The 26,296-nt window shown below is 46.7% G+C and carries 26 protein-coding genes and 1 pseudogene; 8 read left to right on the plus strand and 19 right to left on the minus strand.

Annotated features, from left to right (window positions below):
- Window positions 1-237: 237 nt before the first annotated feature.
- Window positions 238-1,122, minus strand: coding sequence for a cidABC operon transcriptional activator CidR (cidR, locus tag BFJ94_RS17820; RefSeq protein ID WP_188831530.1), 885 nt, complete (start codon window positions 1,120-1,122; stop codon window positions 238-240).
- Window positions 1,123-1,261: 139 nt separating this feature from the next.
- Between cidR and BFJ94_RS17825 the strand changes: the two genes are divergently transcribed.
- The 5 genes from BFJ94_RS17825 to BFJ94_RS17845 all read left to right on the plus strand — a co-directional run bounded on the left by BFJ94_RS17825 (window position 1,262) and on the right by BFJ94_RS17845 (window position 5,764).
- Window positions 1,262-1,642 carry a CidA/LrgA family protein gene (locus tag BFJ94_RS17825; RefSeq protein ID WP_120463866.1) on the plus strand — a complete coding sequence of 127 codons (381 nt, stop codon included), beginning with the start codon at window positions 1,262-1,264 and terminating at the stop codon, window positions 1,640-1,642.
- The gene (locus BFJ94_RS17830) at window positions 1,642-2,319 is read left to right on the plus strand and encodes a CidB/LrgB family autolysis modulator (protein ID WP_120465295.1); all 678 of its coding nucleotides are present in this window, start codon (window positions 1,642-1,644) and stop codon (window positions 2,317-2,319) included. The genes BFJ94_RS17825 and BFJ94_RS17830 overlap by 1 nt, the downstream gene beginning before the upstream one ends.
- A gap of 385 nt (window positions 2,320-2,704) precedes the next feature.
- Window positions 2,705-4,087: an NADP-specific glutamate dehydrogenase gene (gene gdhA, locus BFJ94_RS17835; protein WP_120463867.1), complete on the plus strand. Its 1,383-nt coding sequence runs from the start codon at window positions 2,705-2,707 to the stop codon at window positions 4,085-4,087.
- Between the two features lie 112 nt (window positions 4,088-4,199).
- Complete coding sequence (locus BFJ94_RS17840) at window positions 4,200-4,889, plus strand: helix-turn-helix domain-containing protein (RefSeq protein ID WP_162944263.1); 690 nt, start codon at window positions 4,200-4,202, stop codon at window positions 4,887-4,889.
- Between the two features lie 20 nt (window positions 4,890-4,909).
- Window positions 4,910-5,764, plus strand: coding sequence for an IS3 family transposase (locus BFJ94_RS17845; protein ID WP_120462979.1), 855 nt, complete (start codon window positions 4,910-4,912; stop codon window positions 5,762-5,764).
- Window positions 5,765-6,142: 378 nt separating this feature from the next.
- On the opposite strand, the gene BFJ94_RS17850 is transcribed toward BFJ94_RS17845, so the two are convergent.
- The 15 genes and pseudogenes from BFJ94_RS17850 to BFJ94_RS26330 form a co-directional block, all read right to left on the minus strand.
- Complete coding sequence (locus tag BFJ94_RS17850) at window positions 6,143-7,321, minus strand: NAD(P)/FAD-dependent oxidoreductase (protein ID WP_120463868.1); 1,179 nt, start codon at window positions 7,319-7,321, stop codon at window positions 6,143-6,145.
- Between the two features lie 50 nt (window positions 7,322-7,371).
- On the minus strand, window positions 7,372-7,812 hold the full coding sequence (locus BFJ94_RS17855) for a DUF1641 domain-containing protein (RefSeq protein WP_120463869.1): 441 nt from the start codon (window positions 7,810-7,812) through the stop codon (window positions 7,372-7,374).
- A 298-nt stretch (window positions 7,813-8,110) separates the two neighbouring features.
- Window positions 8,111-9,028 (minus strand): glutamate biosynthesis transcriptional regulator GltC, encoded by a 918-nt coding sequence (gene gltC, locus BFJ94_RS17860; RefSeq protein ID WP_120463870.1) that lies wholly within the window; start codon window positions 9,026-9,028, stop codon window positions 8,111-8,113.
- A gap of 480 nt (window positions 9,029-9,508) precedes the next feature.
- Entirely contained in the window at window positions 9,509-9,751 is a 243-nt protein-coding gene (locus tag BFJ94_RS17865; protein WP_120463871.1) for a hypothetical protein, read from the minus strand.
- A 2-nt stretch (window positions 9,752-9,753) separates the two neighbouring features.
- Window positions 9,754-11,544, minus strand: coding sequence for a thiol reductant ABC exporter subunit CydC (cydC, locus tag BFJ94_RS17870; protein WP_120463872.1), 1,791 nt, complete (start codon window positions 11,542-11,544; stop codon window positions 9,754-9,756).
- The gene (gene cydD, locus BFJ94_RS17875; protein WP_120463873.1) at window positions 11,541-13,277 is read right to left on the minus strand and encodes a thiol reductant ABC exporter subunit CydD; all 1,737 of its coding nucleotides are present in this window, start codon (window positions 13,275-13,277) and stop codon (window positions 11,541-11,543) included. Before cydD ends, cydC begins: the two co-directional genes overlap by 4 nt.
- Window positions 13,278-13,279: 2 nt before the next feature.
- The gene (gene cydB, locus BFJ94_RS17880; protein WP_120463874.1) at window positions 13,280-14,293 is read right to left on the minus strand and encodes a cytochrome d ubiquinol oxidase subunit II; all 1,014 of its coding nucleotides are present in this window, start codon (window positions 14,291-14,293) and stop codon (window positions 13,280-13,282) included.
- Window positions 14,283-15,683 carry a cytochrome ubiquinol oxidase subunit I gene (locus BFJ94_RS17885; RefSeq protein ID WP_120463875.1) on the minus strand — a complete coding sequence of 467 codons (1,401 nt, stop codon included), beginning with the start codon at window positions 15,681-15,683 and terminating at the stop codon, window positions 14,283-14,285. Before BFJ94_RS17885 ends, cydB begins: the two co-directional genes overlap by 11 nt.
- Before the next feature lie 234 nt (window positions 15,684-15,917).
- Window positions 15,918-17,576: a hypothetical protein gene (locus BFJ94_RS17890; RefSeq protein ID WP_120463876.1), complete on the minus strand. Its 1,659-nt coding sequence runs from the start codon at window positions 17,574-17,576 to the stop codon at window positions 15,918-15,920.
- Entirely contained in the window at window positions 17,569-18,363 is a 795-nt protein-coding gene (locus BFJ94_RS17895) for an ABC transporter ATP-binding protein (protein ID WP_120463877.1), read from the minus strand. Before BFJ94_RS17895 ends, BFJ94_RS17890 begins: the two co-directional genes overlap by 8 nt.
- Window positions 18,364-18,607: 244 nt before the next feature.
- Window positions 18,608-19,360 (minus strand): iron ABC transporter ATP-binding protein, encoded by a 753-nt coding sequence (locus BFJ94_RS17900; protein WP_120463878.1) that lies wholly within the window; start codon window positions 19,358-19,360, stop codon window positions 18,608-18,610.
- On the minus strand, window positions 19,357-20,421 hold the full coding sequence (locus BFJ94_RS17905; protein ID WP_120463879.1) for an iron chelate uptake ABC transporter family permease subunit: 1,065 nt from the start codon (window positions 20,419-20,421) through the stop codon (window positions 19,357-19,359). The genes BFJ94_RS17900 and BFJ94_RS17905 overlap by 4 nt, the downstream gene beginning before the upstream one ends.
- Window positions 20,418-21,434 carry an ABC transporter permease gene (locus BFJ94_RS17910; protein ID WP_120463880.1) on the minus strand — a complete coding sequence of 339 codons (1,017 nt, stop codon included), beginning with the start codon at window positions 21,432-21,434 and terminating at the stop codon, window positions 20,418-20,420. Before BFJ94_RS17910 ends, BFJ94_RS17905 begins: the two co-directional genes overlap by 4 nt.
- Before the next feature lie 19 nt (window positions 21,435-21,453).
- Window positions 21,454-22,500 (minus strand): siderophore ABC transporter substrate-binding protein, encoded by a 1,047-nt coding sequence (locus tag BFJ94_RS17915; protein ID WP_120463881.1) that lies wholly within the window; start codon window positions 22,498-22,500, stop codon window positions 21,454-21,456.
- Between the two features lie 100 nt (window positions 22,501-22,600).
- Window positions 22,601-22,922 (minus strand): annotated as a pseudogene (locus tag BFJ94_RS26330) (iron chelate uptake ABC transporter family permease subunit); the annotation flags it as partial.
- A 380-nt stretch (window positions 22,923-23,302) separates the two neighbouring features.
- Here BFJ94_RS26330 and BFJ94_RS17925 point away from each other — a divergent pair.
- Complete coding sequence (locus BFJ94_RS17925; RefSeq protein WP_120463882.1) at window positions 23,303-23,434, plus strand: DUF4023 domain-containing protein; 132 nt, start codon at window positions 23,303-23,305, stop codon at window positions 23,432-23,434.
- A 159-nt stretch (window positions 23,435-23,593) separates the two neighbouring features.
- A complete protein-coding gene (locus BFJ94_RS25445; protein WP_162944323.1) occupies window positions 23,594-23,767 on the plus strand; it encodes a hypothetical protein in 174 nt (57 codons plus the stop codon).
- An 84-nt stretch (window positions 23,768-23,851) separates the two neighbouring features.
- On the opposite strand, the gene BFJ94_RS26090 is transcribed toward BFJ94_RS25445, so the two are convergent.
- From BFJ94_RS26090 to BFJ94_RS17935, 3 genes are read right to left on the minus strand one after another with little or no spacing between them, the layout of a single operon-like run.
- The gene (locus BFJ94_RS26090; protein ID WP_268238212.1) at window positions 23,852-24,262 is read right to left on the minus strand and encodes a DUF6081 family protein; all 411 of its coding nucleotides are present in this window, start codon (window positions 24,260-24,262) and stop codon (window positions 23,852-23,854) included.
- Window positions 24,237-24,578, minus strand: a complete 342-nt coding sequence (locus BFJ94_RS26095) for a DUF6081 family protein (RefSeq protein WP_268238211.1) — start codon at window positions 24,576-24,578, stop codon at window positions 24,237-24,239. The genes BFJ94_RS26090 and BFJ94_RS26095 overlap by 26 nt, the downstream gene beginning before the upstream one ends.
- A gap of 20 nt (window positions 24,579-24,598) precedes the next feature.
- Window positions 24,599-25,525, minus strand: a complete 927-nt coding sequence (locus BFJ94_RS17935) for a prenyltransferase (protein ID WP_120463883.1) — start codon at window positions 25,523-25,525, stop codon at window positions 24,599-24,601.
- A 242-nt stretch (window positions 25,526-25,767) separates the two neighbouring features.
- Between BFJ94_RS17935 and BFJ94_RS17940 the strand changes: the two genes are divergently transcribed.
- Complete coding sequence (locus BFJ94_RS17940; protein WP_120463884.1) at window positions 25,768-26,271, plus strand: hypothetical protein; 504 nt, start codon at window positions 25,768-25,770, stop codon at window positions 26,269-26,271.
- Window positions 26,272-26,296 lie beyond the last annotated feature (25 nt).

The following is a 26,296-nucleotide window of genomic DNA, read 5'->3' on the forward strand; positions in this document are numbered from 1 at the left end:
TTATTTTCCAGAATATGGACTGAAAATGGAAAATAACTGCGTAAATACAACTATTCCCCGCCAAAAGCGCTGTTTGTGGAGAAATTCGTCTGAATAGTTGTATAAACGCAGTTATATCTCAAGCGGAGAGCAGATCACTCTGATACATTTGCATATTTGCACTTATTTACTGAAACAGGCTTATGCTGCCGCTGGTACTGAGGCCAGCACATTATAAGTGGCGCCTCACAGGGCCACTTATTGAACCAGCACCCTCTTGGCAAAACGTATCCACTCGCGGGCCGAGAAGGATAAATACCGATCCTCACGCCAGACGATACCGAGATGCCACGGGATGACCGGCTGGGTTAACCCGATAATCCGCACCCGTCTCTGATCGATCTCCCGACAGATCGTCTCGGGAAGCAGCGTAATTCCTAGTCCGACCGCCACCATCTCACTGATGAGATCCCATTGCGAGCTCTCGTAGATCACATGCGGCTGGAAGCCGACCTTGGCACATTCAGCGATAATCCGGTCATGGAGCGTGAAGTCCTCGCGGAACAATACGAAGGAATCCTCGGCGAGTTCCTTTAGATTCACTTCCTCGCGACCTGCCAGCACATGAGAAGGATGCACGACGAGATTCAGCTTCTCTTCCACGAATGGAAATACCGTGAGTCCCTCCTGAGTCGCAGGCAATACAACGACCCCAACATCAAGCGAGCCATTAGCGACGTCGTACTCCACTTTCTTCGCCCCATCCTCAAACAGCTGGATCGTAATCTCAGGATAGCGTTCGTGGAATTGACCGATCACCTTCGGGAAGAAATTCGCGCCTACCATAGGTGGCAAGCCGATACGGATATGCCCGCGCTTCAGGTTACGCAGATCGTCCAGCTCCGCTGTCAAGTTCTGAAAGGAGGCTACAATCTGCTGGGCCTGACTGACGATAATCTGTCCTGCGTCGGTCAGCTCGATTCTTTTTCCATTCCGGTTGAATAGGACGACCCCCAGTTCCTCTTCCAACGACTTGATCGTCTTACTGATCGTAGGCTGGGTGATAAAGAGCGCATCCGCCGCCTTCGTAAAACTCTGATGCCTTGCTACTTCAACCAAATACTGCATCTGCCTTATATCCAACGTGAATCTTCTCCTTTGTCCCAACTATAGCTAAATGGAATGACAATCATTCTTTATATTCATTTTACTCATGAAAGTAATTGATGTAATATTTTCATTAACGATTACAAGAGATACATCGAGAAAGGAAAGACAAGTCATGGGTAAGATAAAAAATTTAAGTATCATCGTTTTGCAGGTAGCTGTTCTATTTTTTATCTCCCTGGCGATGAATTTTATAGCAAAATGGCTGCATCTGCCGATCCCCGGCACGATTCTAGGGATTATCGTTCTGTTCATCCTGCTGAAGACGAATGTCATCAAGCTGAGCTGGATCGAACAAGGTGCAAACTGGCTATTGGCCGAACTACTGCTATTCTTCATTCCCGCAGCCGTGGGCGTGATGAACTATATGTCTCTTCTGGAGCATGACGGCGTACGGATTCTGTTGGTCGTTATCTCCAGCACTGTGGTTGTCATGGCAAGCTCCGGTCTCGTCGCAACGAGAATATCTAAACGAAAGGAGCACAGAGTACAATGATGTTAGGAATTCTGTGGCTTATCATTACTTTGGCCATTTATGGCTTATCTAAACGACTATACCGGGCTCGTCCGAGAGTGTATTTCTCACCGCTTCTGGTGACGCCTCTTACATTGATTATAGGCTTGATGTTAACGAATGTCTCCTTTGAGACCTATAACGAAGGTGGAAAATGGCTCAACACCATGCTGCAGCCAGCGACGGTTGCCTTTGCGATCCCGCTGTATAAGCATTACGAGGTGCTGAAGAAGCACGCGGTCGAAATTTTTGCTAGTGTACTGACGGGTTCCATCGTTGCCATCATCTCTTCTGCTTTATTTGCGAAATGGCTGCATCTGGATAACCAATTAATCAGCAGTCTTGTACCTCGTTCTGTAACGACTCCAATCGCGATGAGCGTGTCGCAAGTGATTGGCGGCGTACCGAATATTACCGCTGTGTTCGTTATTATTACGGGTCTGTTAGGCTCGATGATCGGTCCACTAGTCGTCAGAGCGCTTCGTATCGACGGTGAAGTTGCCCGCGGCGTATTGCTCGGGACTAGCGCGCATGGTACTGGTACCTCCAAGGCGTTCGAGCTCAGCTCACTGACCGGGACGATCTCCAGTATTTCGATGATTCTGGCTGCGCTGTTCACATTAACCGTAGCTCCGTTATTTTTGCTAATGTTTCATTAATTTAGGTTCCTCCCAAGTTTTATATAGATCTCTCTTTATTGACCTTTCCGGATGGTAAGGTCTTTTTTCGTATATGCACCTTTAAGGGTGACATTTGATAACCTGTAAATATAGGCGGTTGATGAGAAGCTTCGGCCCGAAATGCAGCCAATTTATGATAATCTCGACCAACGGTGGGCCAGCAATTTAAACCCTTCGCTGATGATCTGCTTGTGAAATCGCATACATGGTTAATTATTCCTAAAAATTTTAAGATACCCTCAAGTTGATCTAATTTAGTCATATACTTCATCTAAATAAAGCTTTGTTTGTTATATAGTTTAACTATTACAATAGATCTTAGATAAAAATCGTGGAATTGTACAAAAGAAAGGTGGAATTGTTAATGGCTATCATGCAGGAGAGAACCGGACCGGGATTGGAAGCGGCAAAACAATATGTGAACGAAGTGTATGAAACCGTGAAAAAACGCAATCCGGGAGAAAGTGAGTTTCACCAAGCCGTCAAAGAAATTCTCGACTCCCTTGTGCCTATTTTCGCAAAGCATGAGAAATACCGCAGCAATGCGATCCTGGAGAGAATCGTGGAACCAGAACGTCTGATTACCTTCCGTGTACCCTGGGTTGATGATCAAGGCAAGGTTCAAGTTAACCGCGGCTTCCGCGTTCAATTCAACAGCGCGATCGGCCCTTACAAAGGCGGACTTCGCTTCCACCCTTCCGTTAATGCCAGCATCATCAAATTCCTGGGCTTCGAGCAGATCTTCAAGAACTCCTTGACTGGCCAGCCTATCGGCGGCGGTAAAGGTGGCTCCGACTTTGATCCAAAGGGCAAATCCGACAATGAAGTAATGAGATTTACGCAGAGCTTCATGACCGAGCTATCCAGATATATCGGCCCGGACACGGACGTTCCGGCAGGGGATATCGGGGTTGGTGCCAGAGAGATTGGCTATATGTTCGGACAATACAAGCGCCTTCGCGGTGGTAACGAAGCGGGCGTATTGACTGGTAAGGGCTTAACTTATGGAGGCAGCCTGACTCGTACCGAAGCTACCGGTTACGGCCTCGTCTACTTTACAGCGGAAATGCTGAAGTCCAAGGGCGAGAGCTTCGAAGGCAAGACTGTCGTCGTATCCGGCTCGGGTAACGTAGCGATCTATGCGATCGAGAGAGCAACCCAATTTGGCGCCAAGGTCGTAGCCTGCAGCGACTCCAACGGATATATCTACGATGAGAACGGCATTGATCTGGAAACAGTAAAACGTCTCAAAGAGGTAGAAAGAAAGCGGATCATGGAGTATGTCGAGGTTCATCCTTCCGCAAAATATGTAGAGGGCTGCCAAAATATTTGGAACATCCCTTGTGATATCGCGCTTCCTTGCGCAACACAGAATGAAATCGATGAAGCCGCTGCTCTCAAACTCGTGGCTAACGGTGTGAAGTATGTAGCTGAAGGAGCTAATATGCCTTCCACCCTGGAAGCGATTGAAGTCTACCTGAACAATGATGTCTATTTCGGGCCTGCGAAAGCCGCCAATGCAGGTGGTGTAGCCGTCTCCGCCCTGGAAATGGCACAGAACAGTGCGAGACTCGCTTGGACCTTTGAAGAGGTGGATGCCAAGCTGCAGAATATTATGAAGAATATTTATGAGAATAGCGTGAATGCCGCCAAAGAATACGGCCATGAGGGCAATCTGGTCGTAGGCTCTAACATCGCTGGCTTCCTGAAGGTCGCCGATACGATGATCGCGCATGGCGTAGTTTAAGAGGTTAATCAAAAGGATAAAGGACCGTCAGAGAAAATTGATATGCTCCCATCATAGTAGACAGTAGAAAAAAACAAAAACTTCTACTTCTATAATGATGGGAGTTTTTCTAATGTCCAAAAAGAGTCCAATTTCTTTTGAGATCAAGTTACATGTCGTAGAACGTTGTCTTCAGAATGAAACTAACCCAACTCATGAAGCGAAACGGCTTGGGGTAGATAGGCACACCGTCACAGAATGGGTTAGAAAATATAAAGCAGATGGTTTTGAGGGATTAAAGAAGTCTAGAGGGTGGAAAGCCTATTCAAAGGATCTGAGGCTTACTGCAATCATGGATGTCCTATCCGGTAATCATTCCATACGGGAGGCGACGAAGAAATATCATATTTCGAGTAAAAGTGTTTTGACGAGATGGATTTCCAAGTATACTAGTGGGGAAGAAATGAAACCTACTCGTAAAGGAAAAGGACTATCTCATATGAATAAAGGACGTAAAACCACTCTCCAAGAACGTATTGAAATTGCTCAATATACGATCGCTAATGATTTCGATTATCAGAAGTCGATTGAGAAATACAAAGTTTCTTATCAACAGGTGTATGCATGGGTTCGTAAATATCAATCTGGCGGTGAGGATGCGCTTCATGATCATCGGGGACGTAATAAGCCTGTAGAAGAGCTAAATGATCATGAACGGCTCAAGCTTCGGATCAAAGAACTAGAGGCGCGAAATGAGTACCTGGAAATGGAGAACGCCCTTGCAAAAAAGTTGGCAGAGATCCGGCGACGAAATACACGTTAACCTTAGTTCGACATGTAGACTTGTATCAAGCCATCCAAGAACTGCACTCGGAGAAAGGCTACGCCATCACAAAGCTGTGTAAGCTAGCTGGAGTCGCTAGGTCTGCCTATTATAAATGGCTGAAATGGAAGCCATCCACCAGAGAACTTGAAATGATTTCACTCGCTAAGGAAGTAAAGCTGCGCTATGACAAGAGAAAAGGAGCACTCGGATACCGTCAAATCCGCACCCAATTAAACCGAAAACTCAAGAAAAATTACAACAAAAAGCGTTACTATCGAATCATGTGTGCTCTTGGATTGAAAGCAGTCATTCGCAGGAAACGACCCAACTATGTGAAAGCTTCAGAAATTCATGTAGCGGAAAATGTAATGAACCGTGAATTTCAAGCAGATGCTCCTAATATGAAGTGGTGTACCGACGTTACAGAATTGAAGTACGGGAACGGTCGTAAAGCCTATCTGAGTGCTATTCTCGATGTATACGATAACTCTATCGTCTCATGGGTGTTAAGCCCCTCCAACAACAATAAACTCGTCATGGATACGGTGAAGAAAGCCTACTGTAAGAATTCGGGGGTCACTCCACTTCTTCATAGCGATAGAGGCTTCCAATATACCTCACATGAGTATAATTGGCTCCATATAAAATACGGATTTATGAAAAGCATGTCTCGTGTAAGCCGATGCTTGGACAACCAACCTATTGAACGATTCTGGGGCACTTACAAATCAGAAAGCTATTATCTTACAAAGCACGATACCTATGAAGACGTCCTCAAAGACGTTAAGGAATATATTCATTATTACAACAACTATCGCTATACAGAGTGTTTGGATGGCTTGTCACCTAACGAATACCGACGTGCTGCATAATGAAAAAAACTCAGCTCGGTTTAACCGAGCTGAGGAATGCAAACTAACTATTTTGTTTTTTACACTGTCTACTTGACAGGGAGCACTTCAAATCACCCCTGGCGGTCCTTTTTGAGATATAAGTGCTGATATGCAACTATTTTCTCCGTTTAGCCTTTAGACAGAACATATAATTGCAATTATACAACTATCCGCGTGGTTTCTGCCCTGATTTGAGTTTATATCCAGAAATAGTTGTACATCTGCATCTATTTCCTGATGGCGAGAACATTCCCCACGGAATAAGTGTATTTCTGCAACTAAGCGCAATCGTATCACTCTCTGAACAGCTCAAAAAAGCTCTGATCCAGACAGAAAGTCCGAATCAGAGCTTCATTTTTAATAAGCCAAAGCGTCCAAAGATTTGATATGAGCCAGATAACGCATATTGCTGGCTTCCTTCATCAAGGTTGCTGGCAATCCGCGCAACGCAGTGTTGTTGCCGCCGATCGTAGCTACCGCATCCTTGCGGCCCAGGCTAGCGAGTGTACCGGAATTCACCGGATGGAATTCTTCGAGATGCTTGCCGATGATATAGGCATAGAGGTTATAGCCAACCAATTCTCCCATTTGCCAAGCATTCTGGGCAGTTGGGGCATATGGACGTCCGTCAGGGCCGAAGCTTACAGCGCTATCACCAACTACGAATACATCCTGGTGGGAAGTAGATTGCAGGTACTCATTAACAGTGGCGCGGCCACGGTTGACTTCCAGGCCTGATTCGCCTACCAGCGGATTTCCTTGAACTCCGCCAGTCCATACGAAGGTGTTAGCTGTAACCTGTGAGCCGTCCTTCAGGTCGATGACGTTACCTTCTACTTTGGTAACCGGGAGACCTGTCAGGAACTTAACGCCGCGTGATTCGAGGCTAGCTGTTGCGCGCTTGATCAAGTCTTCAGGCAATACGGGAAGGATCTTCGGACCTGCTTCAACGAGGAGCAGCTTGATCTCCTTCGGATCAACACCGTATTTCTTGGCAAGGGCAGGGAGTCCGTCAGCGATTTCGCCGACTAGTTCAACCCCTGTTAATCCGCCGCCGCCGATCAGAATCGTAGCGTCTGCTTCATTCTTTGACTTCGCATATTCCGCGATTTTGCTCTCAATATGACGATGGATGCGGTTCGCATCATTGGCGGATTTCAGCACCATGCTATACTGATCTAACCCAGGAATGCCGAAGTAAGCAGTCACGCTACCCAGACCAACGACAAGCGCATCATAGGAAAGTGTTGTTCCATCGGACAGCTTCACTTCTTTATTGTCTACGGAGAATTTCTCAACCTTGGCGATGCGAAGATCGATATCCTTGTCCTTAAAAATCTTATCCAAAGGCAACGCTACAGCGCGCTCAGCGATATTGCCTGCTGCCAGACGGTGCAGCTCAGTAATGATCTGATGCGTTGGAAATTGATTCACTACAGTAACCCGTGCTTCCGATTGTTTCATATATTTGCGAACGGTTAAAGCGCTAAGAACACCGCCATAACCGGCACCTAAGATGACGATATGTTTTGACATGACTCCGTCCTCCGTTCTTGCATATTAGTTTATATTTTTATATAAGAATTTTATTTTTGTTTATTACGTTCCCCAGAGACTTGCAGATAGGCATTAAAGAAACGGAAGATCTTCTGAGCTTCAGGATCTTTAAGCATTTTGAGCAAACCAAATAAACCGATAACTTCCTGGCTCGCATCTGCACGATCCTTGGCTTCGATAACATTGGCGGCGATGTGCTTCACTTTGTCTTTTACAGGTCCCGCAATTTCTTGAATAGCTCCAACCGTATCATTCTTGAGAACCTCATCTGTAGCTACAGACTTGGCAAAATCATAGGATTTCGTCATCACATTAACAAGCTCAGTCAACTTTGGAAGCTGCTGCACCAAGGCCGTCAAGGATTCCTGAACCTCAGGAGTAAGCAGTTGATCGGTAATATCCCGTCCACCCTGATTTGACGATACTTGTGTCTCTTGTTCAGACTTCGTTTCTGTGATCGCTTCTGACATAGCTGATTCTCCTTTGCAATAAGCATAATGCTTGAAATTTGGGGATAGTTTCGAGGCCCCCATAGCCCCCTTACTTAAGAAAAGTTAGTGAAAAACTGAACAATTCCTCACATTGAACACCCAAAATCAATTTTACCACAATTTCAATAAAAAAAGTCATTAAGTTATGAACTTAATGACAAATATCACTGTATTTATTCTGCGTTAATGAATTAGACATATTCCACACCCTAATATCCGGGATTGGAGGAAGTATTTAATGTAGAGAAAGCGAGCGCCTCCCATAACTCAAAACAGCTTAAAGTAGCTCCAAGCCCTCCTCAAAACCGAACATACCAAATTCATTTTTCAGAAACTCATAGAATAGCTTCTCGGTCGGCGGCAGCTCGCGATTGGCCGGAATAATGACACCGACATCCCGGGTTACTACCGGCTCGATCACAGGTAGAGTCATAATCGTCGAAGCCAGATGCTCATTCAGGGCGATCTCCGGCAATACAGTCAACCCCATCCCTGCGCCTACCAGACCTTTGATCGCATCCAGATCATCTCCCTCGAATGCCACCTTCGGCTTAAAGCCCAAGTCAGAGCAAGCGTCCACCACGATTTCCCGCAGAATGAAGCCTTCCGGGAACAGCACGAAATAATCATCCTTCAGTTCGCTAAGTCGGACAGCGTTCCGATCAGCCAGTCTATGATCCGCTGGCAGCATAGCCACGAATTTCTCCTGGAACAGGACCTCGCTCTTGATCAGCGGCTCATGCTGCGGAACCGGGCCTATGATCGCCAGATTCATATCCCCCTTGACCACTGACTCCACCAGTTCCTTATATGAACCATGCTGCAGCTGGAAATGAACCGCCGGATAGCGTTCCCGGAACGCCGATACAACCTTGGGGATCATCTGCGCCGCTAAACTGCTGGGAAAGCCGATGCGCACGGTACCGCGTTCGGGATCAAGATATTCGTTGATCTCCTGCTGCGCATTCTCAATCACCTTCATTAACTGCTCCATATGGGCCAGGAACAGCCGGCCAATGGGCGTGAGCTTCACCTTACGCCCTTCATGAATGAACAGATTAACCCCCAGCTCCGATTCCAGCTTGAAAATTTGCCTACTTACCGCGGATTGCGATACATGCAGCACATAAGAAGCCTCTGTCACATGCTCCAGCTTCGCTACCTCGATAAAGTACTGAATCTGTCTTAGTTCCAAATCCCCTCACCTCCGAATAATTGCCGTCCTGCCTCACTTATATCATGACTCTTCATCCGCTTGATGATGAATGGTTAACCTTCCTGGCTATAATTAATCCCCATTATATCGGCTATACAGTAGAAGTGGAAGCGAATAACCCTTTAATTGATACCGTGCGTGACTTCATCTATTTGGGGTAGTCCACCTTCTAACGAAACTTCAGAACGCTATTTACTCCCAAAAGGGGGCCGCGCAAATCTAACGAAACACCATAGCGCTATTCGAGCCAAATTGAGGTGTTAAGCTACTACTGAGGTCAAATAACGTTACCCTGTTTCGTTACATTTTGTGGAGGCTCTTTTAAGTGCGAATAGCGATACCACGTTTCGTTAGAGTGCGCCGGGAGGGAATTCCTGCAAATATGCAGGAATTCTGCCTGCCCTCCGCCCTCTAATGGTAAATTCCTGCGATAATACAGGCTTTTACTCCGTATAGGCCTCATTTCGGCAAAAACAGCAAAAAAGCCTGCAGATTCGCAAGCTTTTGCTGAGAACAGACCGTTTCGCCTTCAAAAGCCTGCATATTTGCATCTTTCAAGTTCATTCGACGACAGGGCAGCGCGCAAATAAGCCGTAAGCGGAACATCGCTCCACTTACGGCATTTGCGGCATTTGCGGCATTTGCAACACTTACAGGCAGGCACTTACGGCCACTTAATACTTGAAGCCTCAGAAGGCTCATATTCATACCTCTGGCCGATCCAGCCGGTACAGATTGCGATAGCGCGGCTCGCGCTCCATCAATTCAGCATGGGTTCCGCGCATAATGATGCGGCCATGCTCCATGAAGATGATCTCATCCATCTGCTCGGCACCGACCAGATGATGCGTCACCCAGATCAGCGACTTGCCTGCCGTCGCTTGGAAGATCGTGGACAGCAGTGCCCGCTCGGTCCGCGGATCGAGCCCTACCGTCGGCTCATCGAGGATGAGCACCGGCGTATTCTGCAGCAGCACCCGCGCCAGCGCGATACGCTGCCGCTCTCCGCCGGAGAAGCGCTGCCCCGTCTCACGCATCGGCGTGTTCAGCCCCTCTGGAAGCGAGGCGATCAGCTCGCCCATCCGTGCCTGCTCAGCCGCTCGCAGAATCTCCTCCTCGCTCGCCTCCGGGCGGCCCAACAGAATATTGTTCGCCACCGTCGTGTCGAACAGATGCGGGCTTTGGTTCAACACCGAGATAAGCTTCGGGATGTCGTCACCATAGTCAGCGGCGGCGCGGCCGTTAATCATGACAGACCCCTCCGTCGGTGCCAAAGCCCCCTGAATCAGCTTGAGCAGCGTGGATTTCCCCGCCCCGCTGCGACCGATGATGGCGATTCTCGACCCCTGCGGGATATCAAGAGATACGCCATCTACCGAATTCGCTCCGGCTCCGGCTCCGTCTTCGCCATAAGCGAACTTAACCTGATCCAGCTGCAAATGAGCATAGTCAGCTATGGCAGAGGGGACCCCCGCAACTAATGTCCCGGAAGCTCCTCCAGCCGCACTATTACTGTCTCCCGAAGTCTCACCCTGACCCTCCATCCGGGTCAGCCGCTCCAGTGATTCCCTATACTCCGGAATACGCTCGATCGCATCGGATACCGGCAGGAAGGCATCAGCAAGCGGAAATACTACGAGCACAAAAGCTGCGATCAAGGTCGGATCGATGTGACCCGCCGACGACTGACCGCTGGACCAATAGATCATCGCCACAGCAGCAAGCCCCACCACGAGCTGGCTGATCAGCCCTCTCCACCTCGACCATACATGCAGCTTATACTCCTTGCGGGCGACGGCCGCCTCAGCCTGCTCATATTCATCCAGGAAGTCATGATGGCGACCGCTAATGACCCAATCACTGATTCCCATTACTGCATCCGTCAGCTGTTGGTACAGACCGTTGCGGTCACGTTTTACCTCCGCATTGGTCCTTTGGGTCAGCTTCAGTGAAATATAGGGGAGCACGACGACAAGAATCAGAATATACAACGCAGCTAACAGCGCAAACGTCACATCGAACACGCCCAGCGCCACGACAACAACGGCATACAATACAATTGATACCAGGCTCGGGAACACGGTACGGATATAGACGTTCTGAAGCTGCTCGATATCATCGGCAAGCGCTCCAAGAATATCCCCTGTCCGGTAGCGCGAGCGGATGAATAGAGCCTGCGGCTCCAGCACCCGATACAGGCGAACCCGCATCCGTGATAATATGCGCAGCACCGCATCATGGCCGACCAATCGCTCCACATAGTGGATGACAGAACGCCCGATCCCGAACGCCCGCACACCGACAATCGGTACATACACAAGCAGAATGTTGTACGGCATGGTGGATGACTTCGTGATCAGATAACCGGAGGTGAACATCAGCATCGAAGCTGTCAGCAGGGTCAATACACCCAGGATCAAATACAGGGCGAATCGGCCGCTGTACAGCCGAAAATACGGTGTAATCCAACCTCTATCGGATAGACTCTCCCTCATGAAATCCCCTCCTGCTGCGAAACCATCAAATGATAATACGCACCCTGATCCTTCAATAATTGCTCCGGCGTACCATATTCAACAACTCGTCCCTGATCCATCACAATAACCTGATCCATCTCCTGCATCCAGTGCAGACGATGGGTAGCCAATATGACCAATTTATGTGCAAACAGAGGGAGCATTGTCTCCTTTAGTTCGTATTCCGTCTCAATATCCAGATGAGCCGTCGGTTCATCCAGCAGAATGACCGGCCGCTCGCTCAGTAATGCCCGGGCCAAGGCCACGCGCTGCTCCTGACCACCGCTCAGGGGGCGACCGCCACCGCCGATCGGCTCTTCCAGCCCCAGCGGTAATTCAGCAATCAGCCCGCCTAGCCCCGCAGCATCAGCCGCCTTCGCCACATCCTCCATAGATGCCTCCGGCCGATTGAAGCGGATATTGTCCGCCAAGCTGCTGCTGAAGATATACGGCTTCTGTGGAATATACGTGATCAAATCCCTCCACCCGGAGGCGCTTAGATCACCTAATGTACAGCCATTAAGCTCGAATGTCCCGGAGGTCGGACGCAAGAAACCGCCCAATACATCGATCAGCGTCGATTTGCCCGCGCCGCTCTCACCGATAATTCCAATTTTACGGACACCGCTAAAGGTCAGGCTCACATCCTCCAGGGAGGCGCGGCCCGCTTCTTCATACTTCATGCCTACCGAATGGAGAGCCAGCTTGCTCTCCCGATTCCAACTAAAATCAGCATCGGCAGGGACTTCCGCCGCTTTAGCGAATTCCTGCTCGGCTTCACGAATAATACTCTCCATCGCTTCTCCAGCTTCCTTGCCATCCAGCGTCGCATGATAGTCTGCGCCAACCATACGCACCGGCAGGAAATATTCCGGTGCCAGAATCAGCACCGTTAGGCCGGTCAGCAAGGTCATTCTCCCATCGATCAAGCGCAGACCGAGACTGACAGCGACCGAAGCAACCGACAGCATCGTGAAGAAATCGAGCGCGAACGAGGACAGAAAGGCAACACGAAGCGTACGCATCGTCGCCGAACGATAGGAGTTGCTGACTCCGTCGATCGACTCGATATGCGTCTTGCTGCGCCCTAGGAATTTGAGCGTCTCAAGACCTCGCAATGAATCCACAAAGTGATTCGACAGCATTCTGTACGACTCCCATTGCCGATCCATCTGCTTGCGTGCAGCTAGACCGATCAGAATCATGAAGATGATCAGAATCGGCATCGTTACGATCAGAATGATCCCGGAGGTCACATCCAATGTGAATACATAGGCCAAAATCAAAACTGGCGTAAGCCCGGTACCCAGCATCCGCGGCAGGAACAGCTCCAAATATTTACGGAACTTGGCCACGCCCTCCAGAATCAGGGTGACCAGATTGCCCGTGCCTTCCCGGCCGGCAAACCTCGGCCCAAGCTCGAACAGCTTGGACAGCACCTGCTCCCGAAGCGCACTTCCAGTACGCTCAGCAAAGCGGAAGGCGAGCTTCTGCTCGACCAATGCACATAGTTGGCGTACGGTAAAAGCAAACAGGAACAAGCCGACTGTTCCGGCCTGTTCCTGTAGCTTGGCGCCGGCGAACAGAGCGGATACCGCCTCTGCAAGCCATTTTGCCTGCAATATAATCGCTATCGTCTGAATAAAGGTCAAGCCGGCCATTAAGCATAAGACCGGCTTGATTCCTTTGAACTTCATTAATCCTTTACCCATAATTAATACTCCAAATGCTCCTTCTCGTGAACGCGCTTATGGAACACGAAGTAGCTCCAAATTTGATAAGCTAATACGAATGGAAGCAGCGTAAGTGCCACGATCGTCATCACCTTCAACGAATAGTTCCCGGAGGAAGCCGTATAAACGGTCAACGAGAAGGCTTCGTTAATCGAGCTGACCATAACGCGTGGGAATAGTCCCACGAACACGCCAGCGATCGAGAGAGCGATCAAGGTTCCTGTCATGCCGAATGCCCAGCCATCTCTCTGCTTGGACATGAACCATCCAGCCAAGAGGAAGGCAACGAGACCAACGACAGCTAGCAGAACCAGCGGCAAGCCGCGTACTTCAAACACATCTGTCTGGAAGTAAGTCATTACTGCAAAGATGACGAACAAGGCAGCCAGCGGAATTAACATCGTATGAGCCAGCTTACGGGCTCGCTTCTGTAGATCCCCTGTTGTCCGCAGCGAAGCGAACAGCAACCCATGCACCAAACATAACACAACTACTGTAATTCCGCCAACCAGTGTATAGAGGTTGACCATATCGAACAGACCTGCCTTCATCTCCATCTCGCTATCGATCGGCAAGCCCTTGAGCAAGCCGGAGAATACGACACCGAGCAGGAATGGTGGCAACAGGCTACCTAAGAAGATCGCCATATCCCAAGTGTTCTTCCACTTGGTGTTATCCACCTTACCGCGGAACTCAAACGCGACGCCACGGCCGATCAGTGCCAGCAGCAATACGACGAGCGGTGTATAATAGCCGCTGAACATCGTCGCATACCAGTTCGGAAAAGCTGCGAACATCGCGCCACCGGCGGTTAGCAACCAAACTTCATTAGCGTCCCAGAATGGGCCGATCGAATTAATCAACACCCGGCGCTCCATATCATTCTTGGCCAGAAAGCGAGTGCTCATACCAATACCGAAGTCAAAGCCCTCCAGGAAGAAAAAACCGATGAACAATACGGCGACCAACACAAACCAAAGCTCATTAAGAGACATGGTATCCCTCCTTAGAGAATGGATCGATCGAATGGCTATCATCGGTACCCTCCGCATAAGGGCCTTTTTTAATCGTTTTGACGAATAGATAGACCATCGAAGCTGCAAGCACAGTGAAAATAGCGGTAAATGCGATGAGCGAGAACAGGAGCTGCCCTGATGTTACACTTGGCGATACGCTGTCCTTCGTCTGCATCAATCCGAAGACCGTCCACGGCTGACGACCGAATTCTGTCATAACCCATCCTGCCGTGTTCGCAATGAATGGAAGGGAAATTGACCATAACATGAGTCTGTAGAACCAAGTATTTTTATTATCCAGTTTCTTGCGCCATGCCAGATATGCCCCGTACAGTGACAGCACGATCATCAGCGACCCTGCCGCTACCATGATGCGGAAGCTCCAGAATGTAGTGCGCACTGGTGGAATGTAATCCCCAGGACCATAAGTTTGTTCATACTCTGCCTGCAGCTCGTTCATCCCCTTAACTTCACCGGAGAAGCTGCTGTAAGACAGGAAGCTGAGCATATACGGAATTTTGATCTCAAAAGAATTCTCGCCCGTCTTCGGGTCGATATGTGCATAAACCGTCCATGGAGCAGGATCACCGCTCTTGCCCCACAATCCTTCGGAAGCGGCCATCTTCATCGGCTGGGTCTTCACCAGGTACTGAGCCTGTTGGTGACCATACAGCGCCGTCCCGAGGGAAGCGATCAAACCGACGATCACGCCGAGTTTGAATGATTTCTTGAAGAATTCCATATCTTTGCGGCGCAGCATCTTATAAGCGCTGATCCCGGCGATCATGAAAGCGCCTGTAGCAAATGCGCCCAGTACCGTATGCGGGAATTCTACTAACAACTGTCCATTCGTAATCAGAGCGAAGAAGTCATTCATTTCTGCACGCCCATTGACCATTTCAAAACCAACCGGACGTTGCATAAAGGAGTTAGCAGTCAGAATCCAGAAGGCTGATACAGTCGTTCCAATAGCGACGAGCCAAATACATAGCAAGTGAACTCGCTTCGACAATCTCTCCCACCCGAAGATCCACAATCCGATGAACGTGGACTCCATGAAGAAGGCGAATAAAGCTTCCACCGCGAGCGGGGCACCAAATACGTCACCAACAAAACGCGAATAATCGGACCAGTTCATCCCGAACTGGAACTCCTGAATAATCCCGGTAACAACACCGACGGCAAAGTTAATGAGGAACAGCTTCCCCCAGAATTTTGCCATGCGCTTGTATTCTTCTTTTCCCTTGACTACGTACATCGTCTCCATGATTGCAATCAGAAGAGCCAGGCCGATAGACAGCGGAACGAAGAAGAAGTGAAAAATTGTCGTCACCGCAAACTGAAGTCGTGCAAGCACTAACGGATCCATAATTTTTCTTCCCTACTTTCATTCAATTTAACTTAATGTGAATTCTAGCACGGAATTTAGAAAGTGAACGTTCAAAATTTAATAATTTTGTGACGAGAATCACATGATAAAAATCACAAAAATAATTTTAGTGCATAAACGCTGTAGTGGCGCGGGTTTTGGGACTCTCTTCCAAATTGTGAAACTTTTTTGACGGGGCTTGATTTAGGGCAGATTACCTGCCCTTCCCCAAGTTTAATTCTCCACCCGACGAGTCAGTCGCTTGAAGATCTTACGATTCGGATGCCATACCAGGAAATTGAGCAGGATCAGCACCATCGTATACGCATATACCCCATAATTAATAAACGTCATAACAAAATGCAGGACTCCGAAACCACCAAGCAGCAGTATTAACGGAAGAACCCTCAGCCCTTCATTCTGGATCGCATCAAATGGTTGAGAGAAAGGCAAATTTCTATGCAGGAACGCATAGCAGATTACCGTATATAGCAGCAGACTCAGCCCGGCAGTCACCAAATCCAGAATGATACCCGAACCAAAAATGAAACTGAATATTACACTCTGCACAAGGAACAGCGGCAGAATCAGCCGAACAATCGCAGCGATTAGGGCCCCTCTATGAACCTCTTCATAATCGCTGATGGGCAGAGTTTTATAGATCCAGGAGGCTTTATACTTATTGGAATACTGCAGCATCATAATGATTGTGGAGATCATCGCTCCACTGAAATAGATAAACAAATACTTCGGCGATCCCTGTAGCCCCTTCAGTCCATCGTCAAATCCGGAGGTGAACAGAAATAAAAACGGAAATATGATCGAAAAACCGAGGATCGGATACACCTTAAGCTTGAAATCTCGCTCATTTCCCATCAACGACCAGGCTAACCGGAAGAATCCTCTCTCTTGCGAGCCGGAACAGAATATACGGGATAGACCCTGCAGCAGTCTTCCTTTGCCCCTTACAGGTCTGCCACCCGGATCAGCCAGCTTCTGCAAGTGTCGTTCCATCGATGGCATCAGCCGGATATAAATTATAAAGGCCAGCAGCGGAACCGCGATCCCAAACAATGAGAATACGGTGAGGATCGGCTCCCCATTGCGATGCAACAGGCTCTCAAATGGAGCCGCAAACCAGGCCGGAATGATGTAAAGCTGATACCATTTGGGCTGGAATGTGACATGAAAATCGATAAGATTAAACATCCGGATTAATAATTGATACCCTATCGTCATGACGATAGTAAGACCGATCTGAACGTAATTGATAATATCCTTCAGCTTCTCACCATCGAAAAATTTAAGCACGGTAAGATAGACTAGAGCGGTGAGCGCCACGACCAGCAAGTCCATAAAGATCAGTTCAACAGCAAAAATAAGAAAGAAGAGGATTCCATGACGGATCAGTCCGGTAATTAGCGGCACAACAGCGATGGCCCCCGTCAGCATGATCAAGTAAATACATACATGCATCGTCTTGGCCATGGTCAAGGTACGATGATTCACCGGCTTGGTCGCAAGTATATTACGGTCCCGAATATCCAGCAGTACAGATGAGAAATCGGAAATCAATGAGGTCATCACAATGAACATCAGGACCCCGAAGGTCAAGCTCATTTTAAAAAAGTAATTGTCCCCGAGCCACATAAACGCAGAGCAGAATACACCAAAAAGTGCATAGATCCACAGTGATTTTGCAAATTGATTGTGATCCTCTGCATTCTGATCATCGCTTCTCTGTTTGCTTTTCCCCACGATAGTAGGTACTCTCCGCGCATCCATCGTCAGCTTCACCTGCAGTATGCGCCGCATCACGGGATAATCGACACCGAACCTGGAGAATAACCCCCGGAACCGATCCAGCACGCGCAAAGCAATCGGCTCAGTCATGCGCTTCACCTCTTACAATAGCTACAAACTGTTCAGCGATCTGCTTATGTTCATTAAACCCGGTCAATTGATTGAATATTTGCTCCAGCGAGCCTTCCTGGCTCTTCTCCTGTAGCTCTGCGAAGCTACCATCGGCAACGACCCTCCCGTCATCGAGCAGAATGATGCGATTGCTAATCTTCTCGACCACGTCCATCATATGGGAGGAATAGAATATCGTCTTGCCTGAGGCCGCCAGCAATGCGAGAACTTCCTTCACAACCATCACACTGTTCGCATCCAGACCACTCAGCGGCTCATCCAGGAAGAGAATATCCGGATTATGTAACAGGCTGGATATGATCAGGACTTTCTGCCTCATGCCCTTGGAGAAAGAAGCGATCCGATGGTCGAACACTCGTCCCATACCGAAACGATTCATTAACCCCTGCGCCTTACTCTCCGCATCATCCGTAGATAGACCGTATAATTCGCCTATGAAGGTCAGGTACTCCCTGGCCGTAAGCGTATCGTATATCTCGGCGATCTCTGGCACATATCCGATTTTGCGCTTATATTCCACGTCCTCTCCATCTGGGCTCTGGCCCATAATACGGACTTCCCCCGTAAAATCACCGACCAGTCCCAGCATGATTTTGACCGTCGTACTCTTGCCTGCGCCATTGGGTCCAATATACCCGATAATTTGCCCTGGATAGACATCGAGATCAATCCCGTTCAGGACAAATCGATCTCCGTATCGTTTGCGTAAATCCCGAATTGTTATGATCGGCATTACATTGTTCATCGCTTCATCTCCTTCAAAATCGTATTGGAGGGATCGCTCCACTTGGATCATTATGCTAGATTAACGTTCTTGATCCATTCTTGCTTCACTATATCATGACTTCAGATCGTTTCGTAGGAGAGAAATTGCATCATAAAGTTGGTTGTATAGGTATCGTGACCGGGATACAAGCAAAAAAACCACCGACAGTTGTCAGCGGCTCTTCCCGATCTAGTTATCCATTTATTCAAATAGCATTGTATTTCTAATAAATCGCTATTGGCCCATAAGGACCTTCGATAATCTCTATTTTCGTTTCAAAAATATCTGTCAAAATTTCTGGATCCATAACCTCTTCTACTGTTCCAAAAGCGGCAATTTGTCCATTTTTCATAGCACAGATTCTATCGGAATATTTGGCTGCAAAATTGATATCATGCATAACCGTCAGGATTGTTCTTCCAAATTCATCAGCAGCATGCCTCAAATGCTCCATCATTTGAACAGAACGAGCAACATCCAGATTATTCAGCGGCTCATCCAAAAGTACATATTCAGTCTCTTGGCACAAAACCATGGCCACATATGCCCTTTGCCTTTGACCACCAGAGAGCTCATCTAAATATCTATTTTCCAGATCAGTCAGGTCTAAAAAATCGATATATTTAGAAATAATCGCTTCATCCTCTTTAGTTAATCTTCCCTTTGAATAAGGAAAACGTCCAAATCCAGCTAGTTGTCTTACAGTCAACCTTGTTACAAAATGATTTTCTTGTCGCAAAATGGTCACGATTTTTGCTAAGTCTTTTGATTTAGATTCAGAAACATCCATATTAGCTACCCTAATTTGGCCTTCATCTATATTCAAGAGTCTTCCAATCATCAAAAGTGTCGTCGATTTTCCAGCACCATTGGGTCCAATTAAAGAAGTAAAACCGGCCTTTGGTATTTCAATATTCAAAGGCCCTATGCTTACTTTATCGCTATATAACTTTCTAACATTATCAATCTTTATCATAGAGCCCTCTTCCTTAAAATCACAATTAGGAATATTATTCCGCCAAACATCTCAATAATAACTGAAACTACCCCTTGAGCATTGAATACATGATACATTAAAAAGTATGCACCTGTTAGTATCAAAAAACCTATAGCAAGGGCCATAGGAAAAATATATCTGTGATCATAAGTTGGCGCCGCTTGATAACTCAAAGTTGCAACTAAAAAACCAAAGAAAGTAAGTGGTCCAACCAACGCCGTTGAAATGGACATCAGAATAGAAACTAATATAAGCGTATAAATGATACTAGATTGATGTTTAACTCCAAAAGAAGTAGAGACATCCTTACCCAGGGATACCACATTTAATTTTTTGGAATTAGCAAGAAGCAATATTGCCACAATGATTACCATTGGAATTACAATAGGAAAATAGGCAGAATCCGCATTATTGACAGAACCAAACAATCTTGCCTGTAAAATATCAAACTCGGAAGGCGAAAGAAGTCTTCTCATAAAAGTTGACACAGAGCTCAGCCCGGTTCCAATAATAATTCCAACCAAAAGCATAAGTTGCAGATTTCCATACTTTCCAGAAAGCAACCATCCATAAAGGATTAAACTCATTAAAACCATAACGATAACTTGAAATAAAAATGATCCAATACCACTAAAATTGATCAATGCACCAGCACCAAAGAAAAATATTGTACTAGTATGAATTGTTGAATAAAGTGATTCAAAGCCTAAAAGTGAAGGAGTTATGATCCTGTTATTCGTAATCGTTTGGAAAGCAACGGTCGATAAACTCTGACAAATTGCAGCAATAATCATGGCTACCAGGGCTACGATCCTTCTCATAACAACGGGGATAAAAGAAGGTGAATCTACTGGAACCGGATTGTTATAAATTAAAAGTCCATATGAAGAAAGGACGCCCAAAGCAATCAATGTTATCAGCAAAATCCAATAAGTTGTTTCTTCTTTCTTAGAACGAAAGGCTCTAGCTGATCTATTTACATTATGAAGGCTAGAATCGATTCCGACATTTTCAATACGTCTATATTCCAATGCGTTCATCTTAGCCTCCTTGTTTTCCTCTGTCTCAATAATATAGTAATAAATACGACTGCCCCCACTGTTCCAAGGATCAAAGAAACAGGTACTTCAAAAGGCATTATAATGGTTCGAGAAATGATGTCACAAACCGTTATAGTCCCCATACCTATCACACATACCCAAGGCAAATTACTCCTGAGATCATCTCCTCGAAACATGGAAACAATATTGGGTACTATTAGCCCTAGGAAAGGTAAGTTTCCAATAACAGCTGCAACAATTCCGACTGCAATAGAAATAAGAGCGGTACCCAAAAGAACGATTCTATTGTAATTTACCCCAAGACTTGTTGCGACATCTTCCCCTAATCCGGCTAAAGTCAATCGATTAGCAAAAATAAAAATAAGAAAAGTAACTATAACAATTAGCCATAAATATTCATATCTTCCAACTTGGACTGCCGCAAAAGAGCCTACAAACCAATTTTGAATATTTTGCGTCATTTGAAAAAGGAGTCCCATAAAAGTGGAAACTGCAGAAATGACTGCTCCAAGCATCAGTCCAATAATCGGGACAATTAAAGACGAACGGAGCTTAACTCTTCTTAAAAATAAAAAGAAAATCATCGTGCCTATAAAAGAAAAAATAATTGCACCGGTCATTCTTAAAACTAAAGTTGGGGCAGGAAATAATAAATAAACAAGAAGAAGTCCTAAGCCTGACCATTCAATAGTTCCTGTTGTGGTAGGTTCGACAAAACGATTCTGTGTAACAAGTTGCATTACGAGTCCTGCCATAGACATGGCGGCTCCAGTAAGCATTAGTGCCGCTGTTCTTGGAACACGAGTAATGAAAAACATATTTATTCCATCCTCTTGTCCGCGTATATCATAAACTCCAGTAAACAATGATATAATGCCTAAAATAATAACAACTATAATCGTGAATATAAAAGGTTTTGTCCATATTCTATTGTGGTTATAAAGCTGGGGTTGAGAATTTTTCTCAACCCCGGCAATTATATTTTTGGGCACTATGTTATACTCCTTTAGACTACTTAGTTAAAGTCTTTGCAAGGTTCTCAAACAACTCTAAATAAGTTTGGATTGATTCATTGGTGTAAGTGTCATTTGGTGCATAAACGATCTGTCCTTTAGAAACAGCAGTTACCTTTTGAAGAGCAGGTGAATTATCAATAACATCCTTAGCAGGAACGGCATCAGATGCAGAAGATATTGCAGCATCACGATCTAGTACAAAAATCCAATCCGGATTACTTTGTGCAATAGCTTCAACAGAAACCTCATCACCTTGATGATCTGAAGAAGAACCGTCAACTTCTAATGCTGGAGTCCATCCAAAAATTTCATACATCGGTCCCCAAACGCGTCCAGAATGAGGAGCTGAAAAACCAATATTTCCACCAGAAACTACAACACTCATCACTTTATCTGTTCCGTTATAGGCAGACTTAGCATCTTCGATAGCTTTATCGAAATCAGCTATCAATTGTTTAGCTTCTTCATTTTTATCAAAAATTTGCCCTAAAGAAGTCGTAGCATCCTTAAGTCCATTTACTAAGCTTTCTCCAGGGGCATCAGATTTCTCAGAAACATCAAAAGAAAGATCAATCACAGCTGCATTAGGCACTAATTTTTTTATATCTTCATAATAGCTAGCAAATCTTTGACCGACAATTACAAGTTCAGGGTCAGCCGCTGCTATAATTTCAAGATTTGGTTCACGGTGATTTCCGATATTTTGAACAGAATCATCACTTACATATGGTGAATCCCCAGGCATAACATCCTTTGGAACAGCCACTAATTTAATTCCCCAATCCGCTAAAGTTTCAAAAGTTCTATTATCCAAAGCAACTACATTCTTTGGGCTTACAGGAACAGTGACAGTTCCATGGGCATCAGTGATTTCAACCGTTGAAGGTTTCTCAGGCTGACTCGATGACGCAGCAGCTTGATTTGTCGTAGCAGGTTCATTTGCCGCGGCTGGTTTATTATTTGAGGTCGAGCAAGCTGATAAGACTAAAGCAAAAATAGCAAACATGGCAACTGTTAATTTTAAGTAATTAGATTTTCTCATAGATCCTCCTAAGATATAAGCTTAATATTATTGAATTAATGAAATTAATAAATATCTATATTATGTTTTATGTGCTTTTTATGCAGCTGGCCGCTGACTAGTCTTTGAATTTCAGGCGGCTTAGAATTTTCATGAATGTAAATGTACCTACCAAAGAGCATGCAAAAAATACTCGTCTTCAACAGCGACCCCGCTGAATTAACAGTAACAGAGACACCATAATACCGAAGTTGACGGAATCTCCCGTACCCGCCGTAGTCGGGATACAAATTTGTTGCGGGTGAACTGCTGCATAATGAGGCCGACGACGCTCATACTGACACCGGCGATCACGATGCTGATTAATCGGGGAACCCGACTGATCCGCAGAATCTCCCATGTTCACGATCAAACCGGAATATATCCGGCGGTGAGATATCCTTCTTCATCTCTCGTCCTTACTTCCCTTCCCCTGGCCTGGAGGAAGTTCAAGTTAATTCTGCCGGCAAGACAGACGAATTGATAGATCAATAATGATAATCATTATCATTATCATTCAGACTAAATTATACGTGTACCTTTTTCACATTGTCAACCATTTTAAATTTAATTCTCTTATAATTCTTGGAAAAATCGGCTATGACCCTTTCTAGATTCCCCTTGGCCCGGTCGGCTTGAAGCAGCGAAACCCGGCAGCATGAAATGCAGGAAATTGAGGCATAGTAACGTCTGAAGCCACTCTCTAAATGGTGCTTGTTCCAAAAAGTCTGTTTTCAGTGGACTTTTGGGACTACCTCTACTTTCTAAAGGAGGATCGTTGTACATGGACAATACCCATGAATTCGTTGAGAAGCTGCACGACAAGCAGGCCAAGGACGAGGCGGGAAAACGGCGCCAGGGCAAAGGAAATCCCGCAGGCAAGCTGGCCAGCAAGAAACATAGCACGCAGAAATAATGCATCCGCGCTAACGAAACTCCGCAAAATTGCAGGCTTTCTCACCGGGCATGAGTGACTTAAAGTGCAGACCTTGGCACGGTATAAAAACAGACCCTATAGCAGACGCTAACTAGCAATAAGCATTCTTAGCTTTATGATCTGGAGGTGAACCGCAGTATGGCGAAGAAAGATCGGCGGGCTGGCAACGGCAGCAGTAATGGCCAGAATGCTTCAACAGGAAATGGCGGCGAGGGCGGAGCTGGACGGCTCAGCCAGTTCAAGAACCATTCCAAGGATGGCAAGGGGACTTCGGATGGTTTCATCTCGGGAACTGACAAGTTCCGGGGATAGATAGGAATCGTAGTGCAACAGCAAAAAGCCGCTAATCGCAATCAACTGCGAAGCGGCTTGCTTGTGTCTGCTGTACTTGCTTCCTTACTCCTTTATCGTCACCGTTATTGGAGAATACTCGGCAATGACCGTCTGCCCATGTACGGACACACTGCCCTCCGGCGAGATATCCTTCTCCGTCATGATGCCAAGAGCGATGGTGAAACGATTGAACTTGACCGGTACACCACTCTCCCGGCGCACCTCTGCCCCGTTCAGATAGAAGATGACCTCATCCTGGGCACGGTTATAAGTGATTTTATAAGTGTTAAATTCACGGGCCTTGAAGTCCGTATCCTCCTTAAACACACAGAAGTATTTCGTCTTGTCACTATCCGGCACTTTGACGCCGGGGAAGGGCAATACCGCATATACACTGGCATATTTATCATTGCCGGCGAAGAAGTCCAGCGCCGCTCCTGTCGTGAAATCAAGCAGGTTCAGCGATACAGCCATCGTAAAGGTCACCCGGCGTTGTATTCTGTGTACGGGCGCGGATTTGCAGCTCGAAGCTGACCTCGCCTTCCTCCGGTACGACGACATCCTCAACTGAATAATACATATGCTTGGCATTATCGAGAATTTGGACTTGATCGTTCTGACGGCTCAGTGGAGCGCGGACATACAGAATCCCGTTGCGTACAATCACTACAGCCTCGGGCTCACGATACTCCCAGAATGAACCGTCGGGCAGCGGGAAGCCGCCTATTTTCCAGACCTGTCCTTCATTCAGAATCGTATGAAAATCACCAAATACCTTTTGTTCTTCCATTAAGCTCGTCTCGCTTTCTCTTAAAATTGTTGGATAATACCTTGAATCAGCAGAGTTACGATCATGACCAGTCCACAGCGGACCGAGGCCTTCTGCGAAGCCCCCATTAGCGGCAAATAGGCCGTAGAAGGATTATGGTCCTTTAATCTGCCATAGACTTGATATAGCGGCACTGCCGTTAACAATCCGACTAGGGAATAGAGCGGCAATATTCGTACAGCTACACAGAGCACGAGAAAGGCGTAAGCAAGGATCAAGAGCATTTTAGAAAAAGCCAACGCCCTCTTCTCCCCCCACACGACGACCAATGTGTTCTTCCCCGCTTGCTTGTCCGCCTGCCAGTGCAGGAAATGATGGTTAAATAATAGCAATGTCGTCAATAGCCCGATCGGCAGCGACAACAGCACCGAACGCAAGCTCAAATCTCCTGTCTGAACATAATACGAGCCCATAATAGGCATAACGCCAAAGGATAGCAGAATCGCCAGCTCGCTCAGACCTTTCCCCCTGTAACCAAACTGGATCGGTGGGGCTACATAGAAATAAGCGATCAGCCCGCCTAATACCGAGAATATGAGAATAGGCCAACCGCTGAGAATACTTAGCACGATACCGCAAAATACCGCCAGACCAAGCAACGACCAAGTGATGGTAGCGAAGGTCTTCTCGGACATCGTTCCATTCGACAGGAAGCCGGAATTGGTCGAGATGACCTCGGGGGTACGATGGGCAACGTCATCCGCCCCACTGCGATAATCCCATAAATCATTGACCATATTCGAGAACAGATGCGCCGCACCTGCGCCAATTAATGTAATTATGAAAAGCCCCGGATGAAAGACTCCCTTCCATACATAAGCTCCAAGCGCTCCAAGGAATACCGGAACCAGCATGACGGGAATTACTTTGAACCGGGAGGCCTTCTTGAATTTTGTCCATTGGCTCACTAGCCACTTCACGCCCCTTCCACAGTTGCATGTGATATTTATCACACTATCCATTATACACCTTTTCACCAAGAGTGATAGTGGTAAAATCGTTCATCCGACAACTAGACTAAAGTCTAGATTTTTTCTTCCCCCGAGACCGAAGTAGGGCTTGCATTTTTGTGATACGATGTTACCAGATTATATTTTGAGTGTATGTTCAAAAAAACGAACTACCTATCGAAAGGACGGAAATCAATAAAATGAGTAAGAAATCATGGATTGGTCCGCTACTTATCCTGCTCGGGATGTACTTGCTCTTCTTTCGCAGAGAAGCGGTCAGCGCCGGTACCCTGTTCGGGCAATTCTGGCCGACGATGTTCGTGCTGCCCCTCGGCTTGTTCTTCCACTGGATGTACTTCTCTGTAACCAATCGCAGAGCAAGCGGGCTGTTGATCCCAGGCGGCATTCTGTTCACCGTTGGCCTCGTCTGTCAAGTCTCCACTCTGTTCGATAGCTGGCAGTACCTGTGGCCAGGCTTCATCCTTGCTCCAGCCGTCGGACTATTCGAGTTCTACTGGTTCAGTAACCGTAACAAGTACCTGCTTATTCCGATTAACATTCTGGCTGGACTGTCCTTGCTATTCTTCGCTGTTTTCTCGCTAGGGGCACTGTACAACCGTATGATCTTCGGACAACCCGTATTAGCCATCGCCCTCGTGGTCATCGGCGCAGGCATTATGATTGCACCAAAAAAGCGGATCTAGTCTGATCCGCTTTTTTGTATTCTGT

It is taken from the genome of Paenibacillus aceti (assembly GCF_003614185.1).
GTDB classification, from domain to species: Bacteria; Bacillota; Bacilli; order Paenibacillales; family Paenibacillaceae; genus Fontibacillus; species Fontibacillus aceti.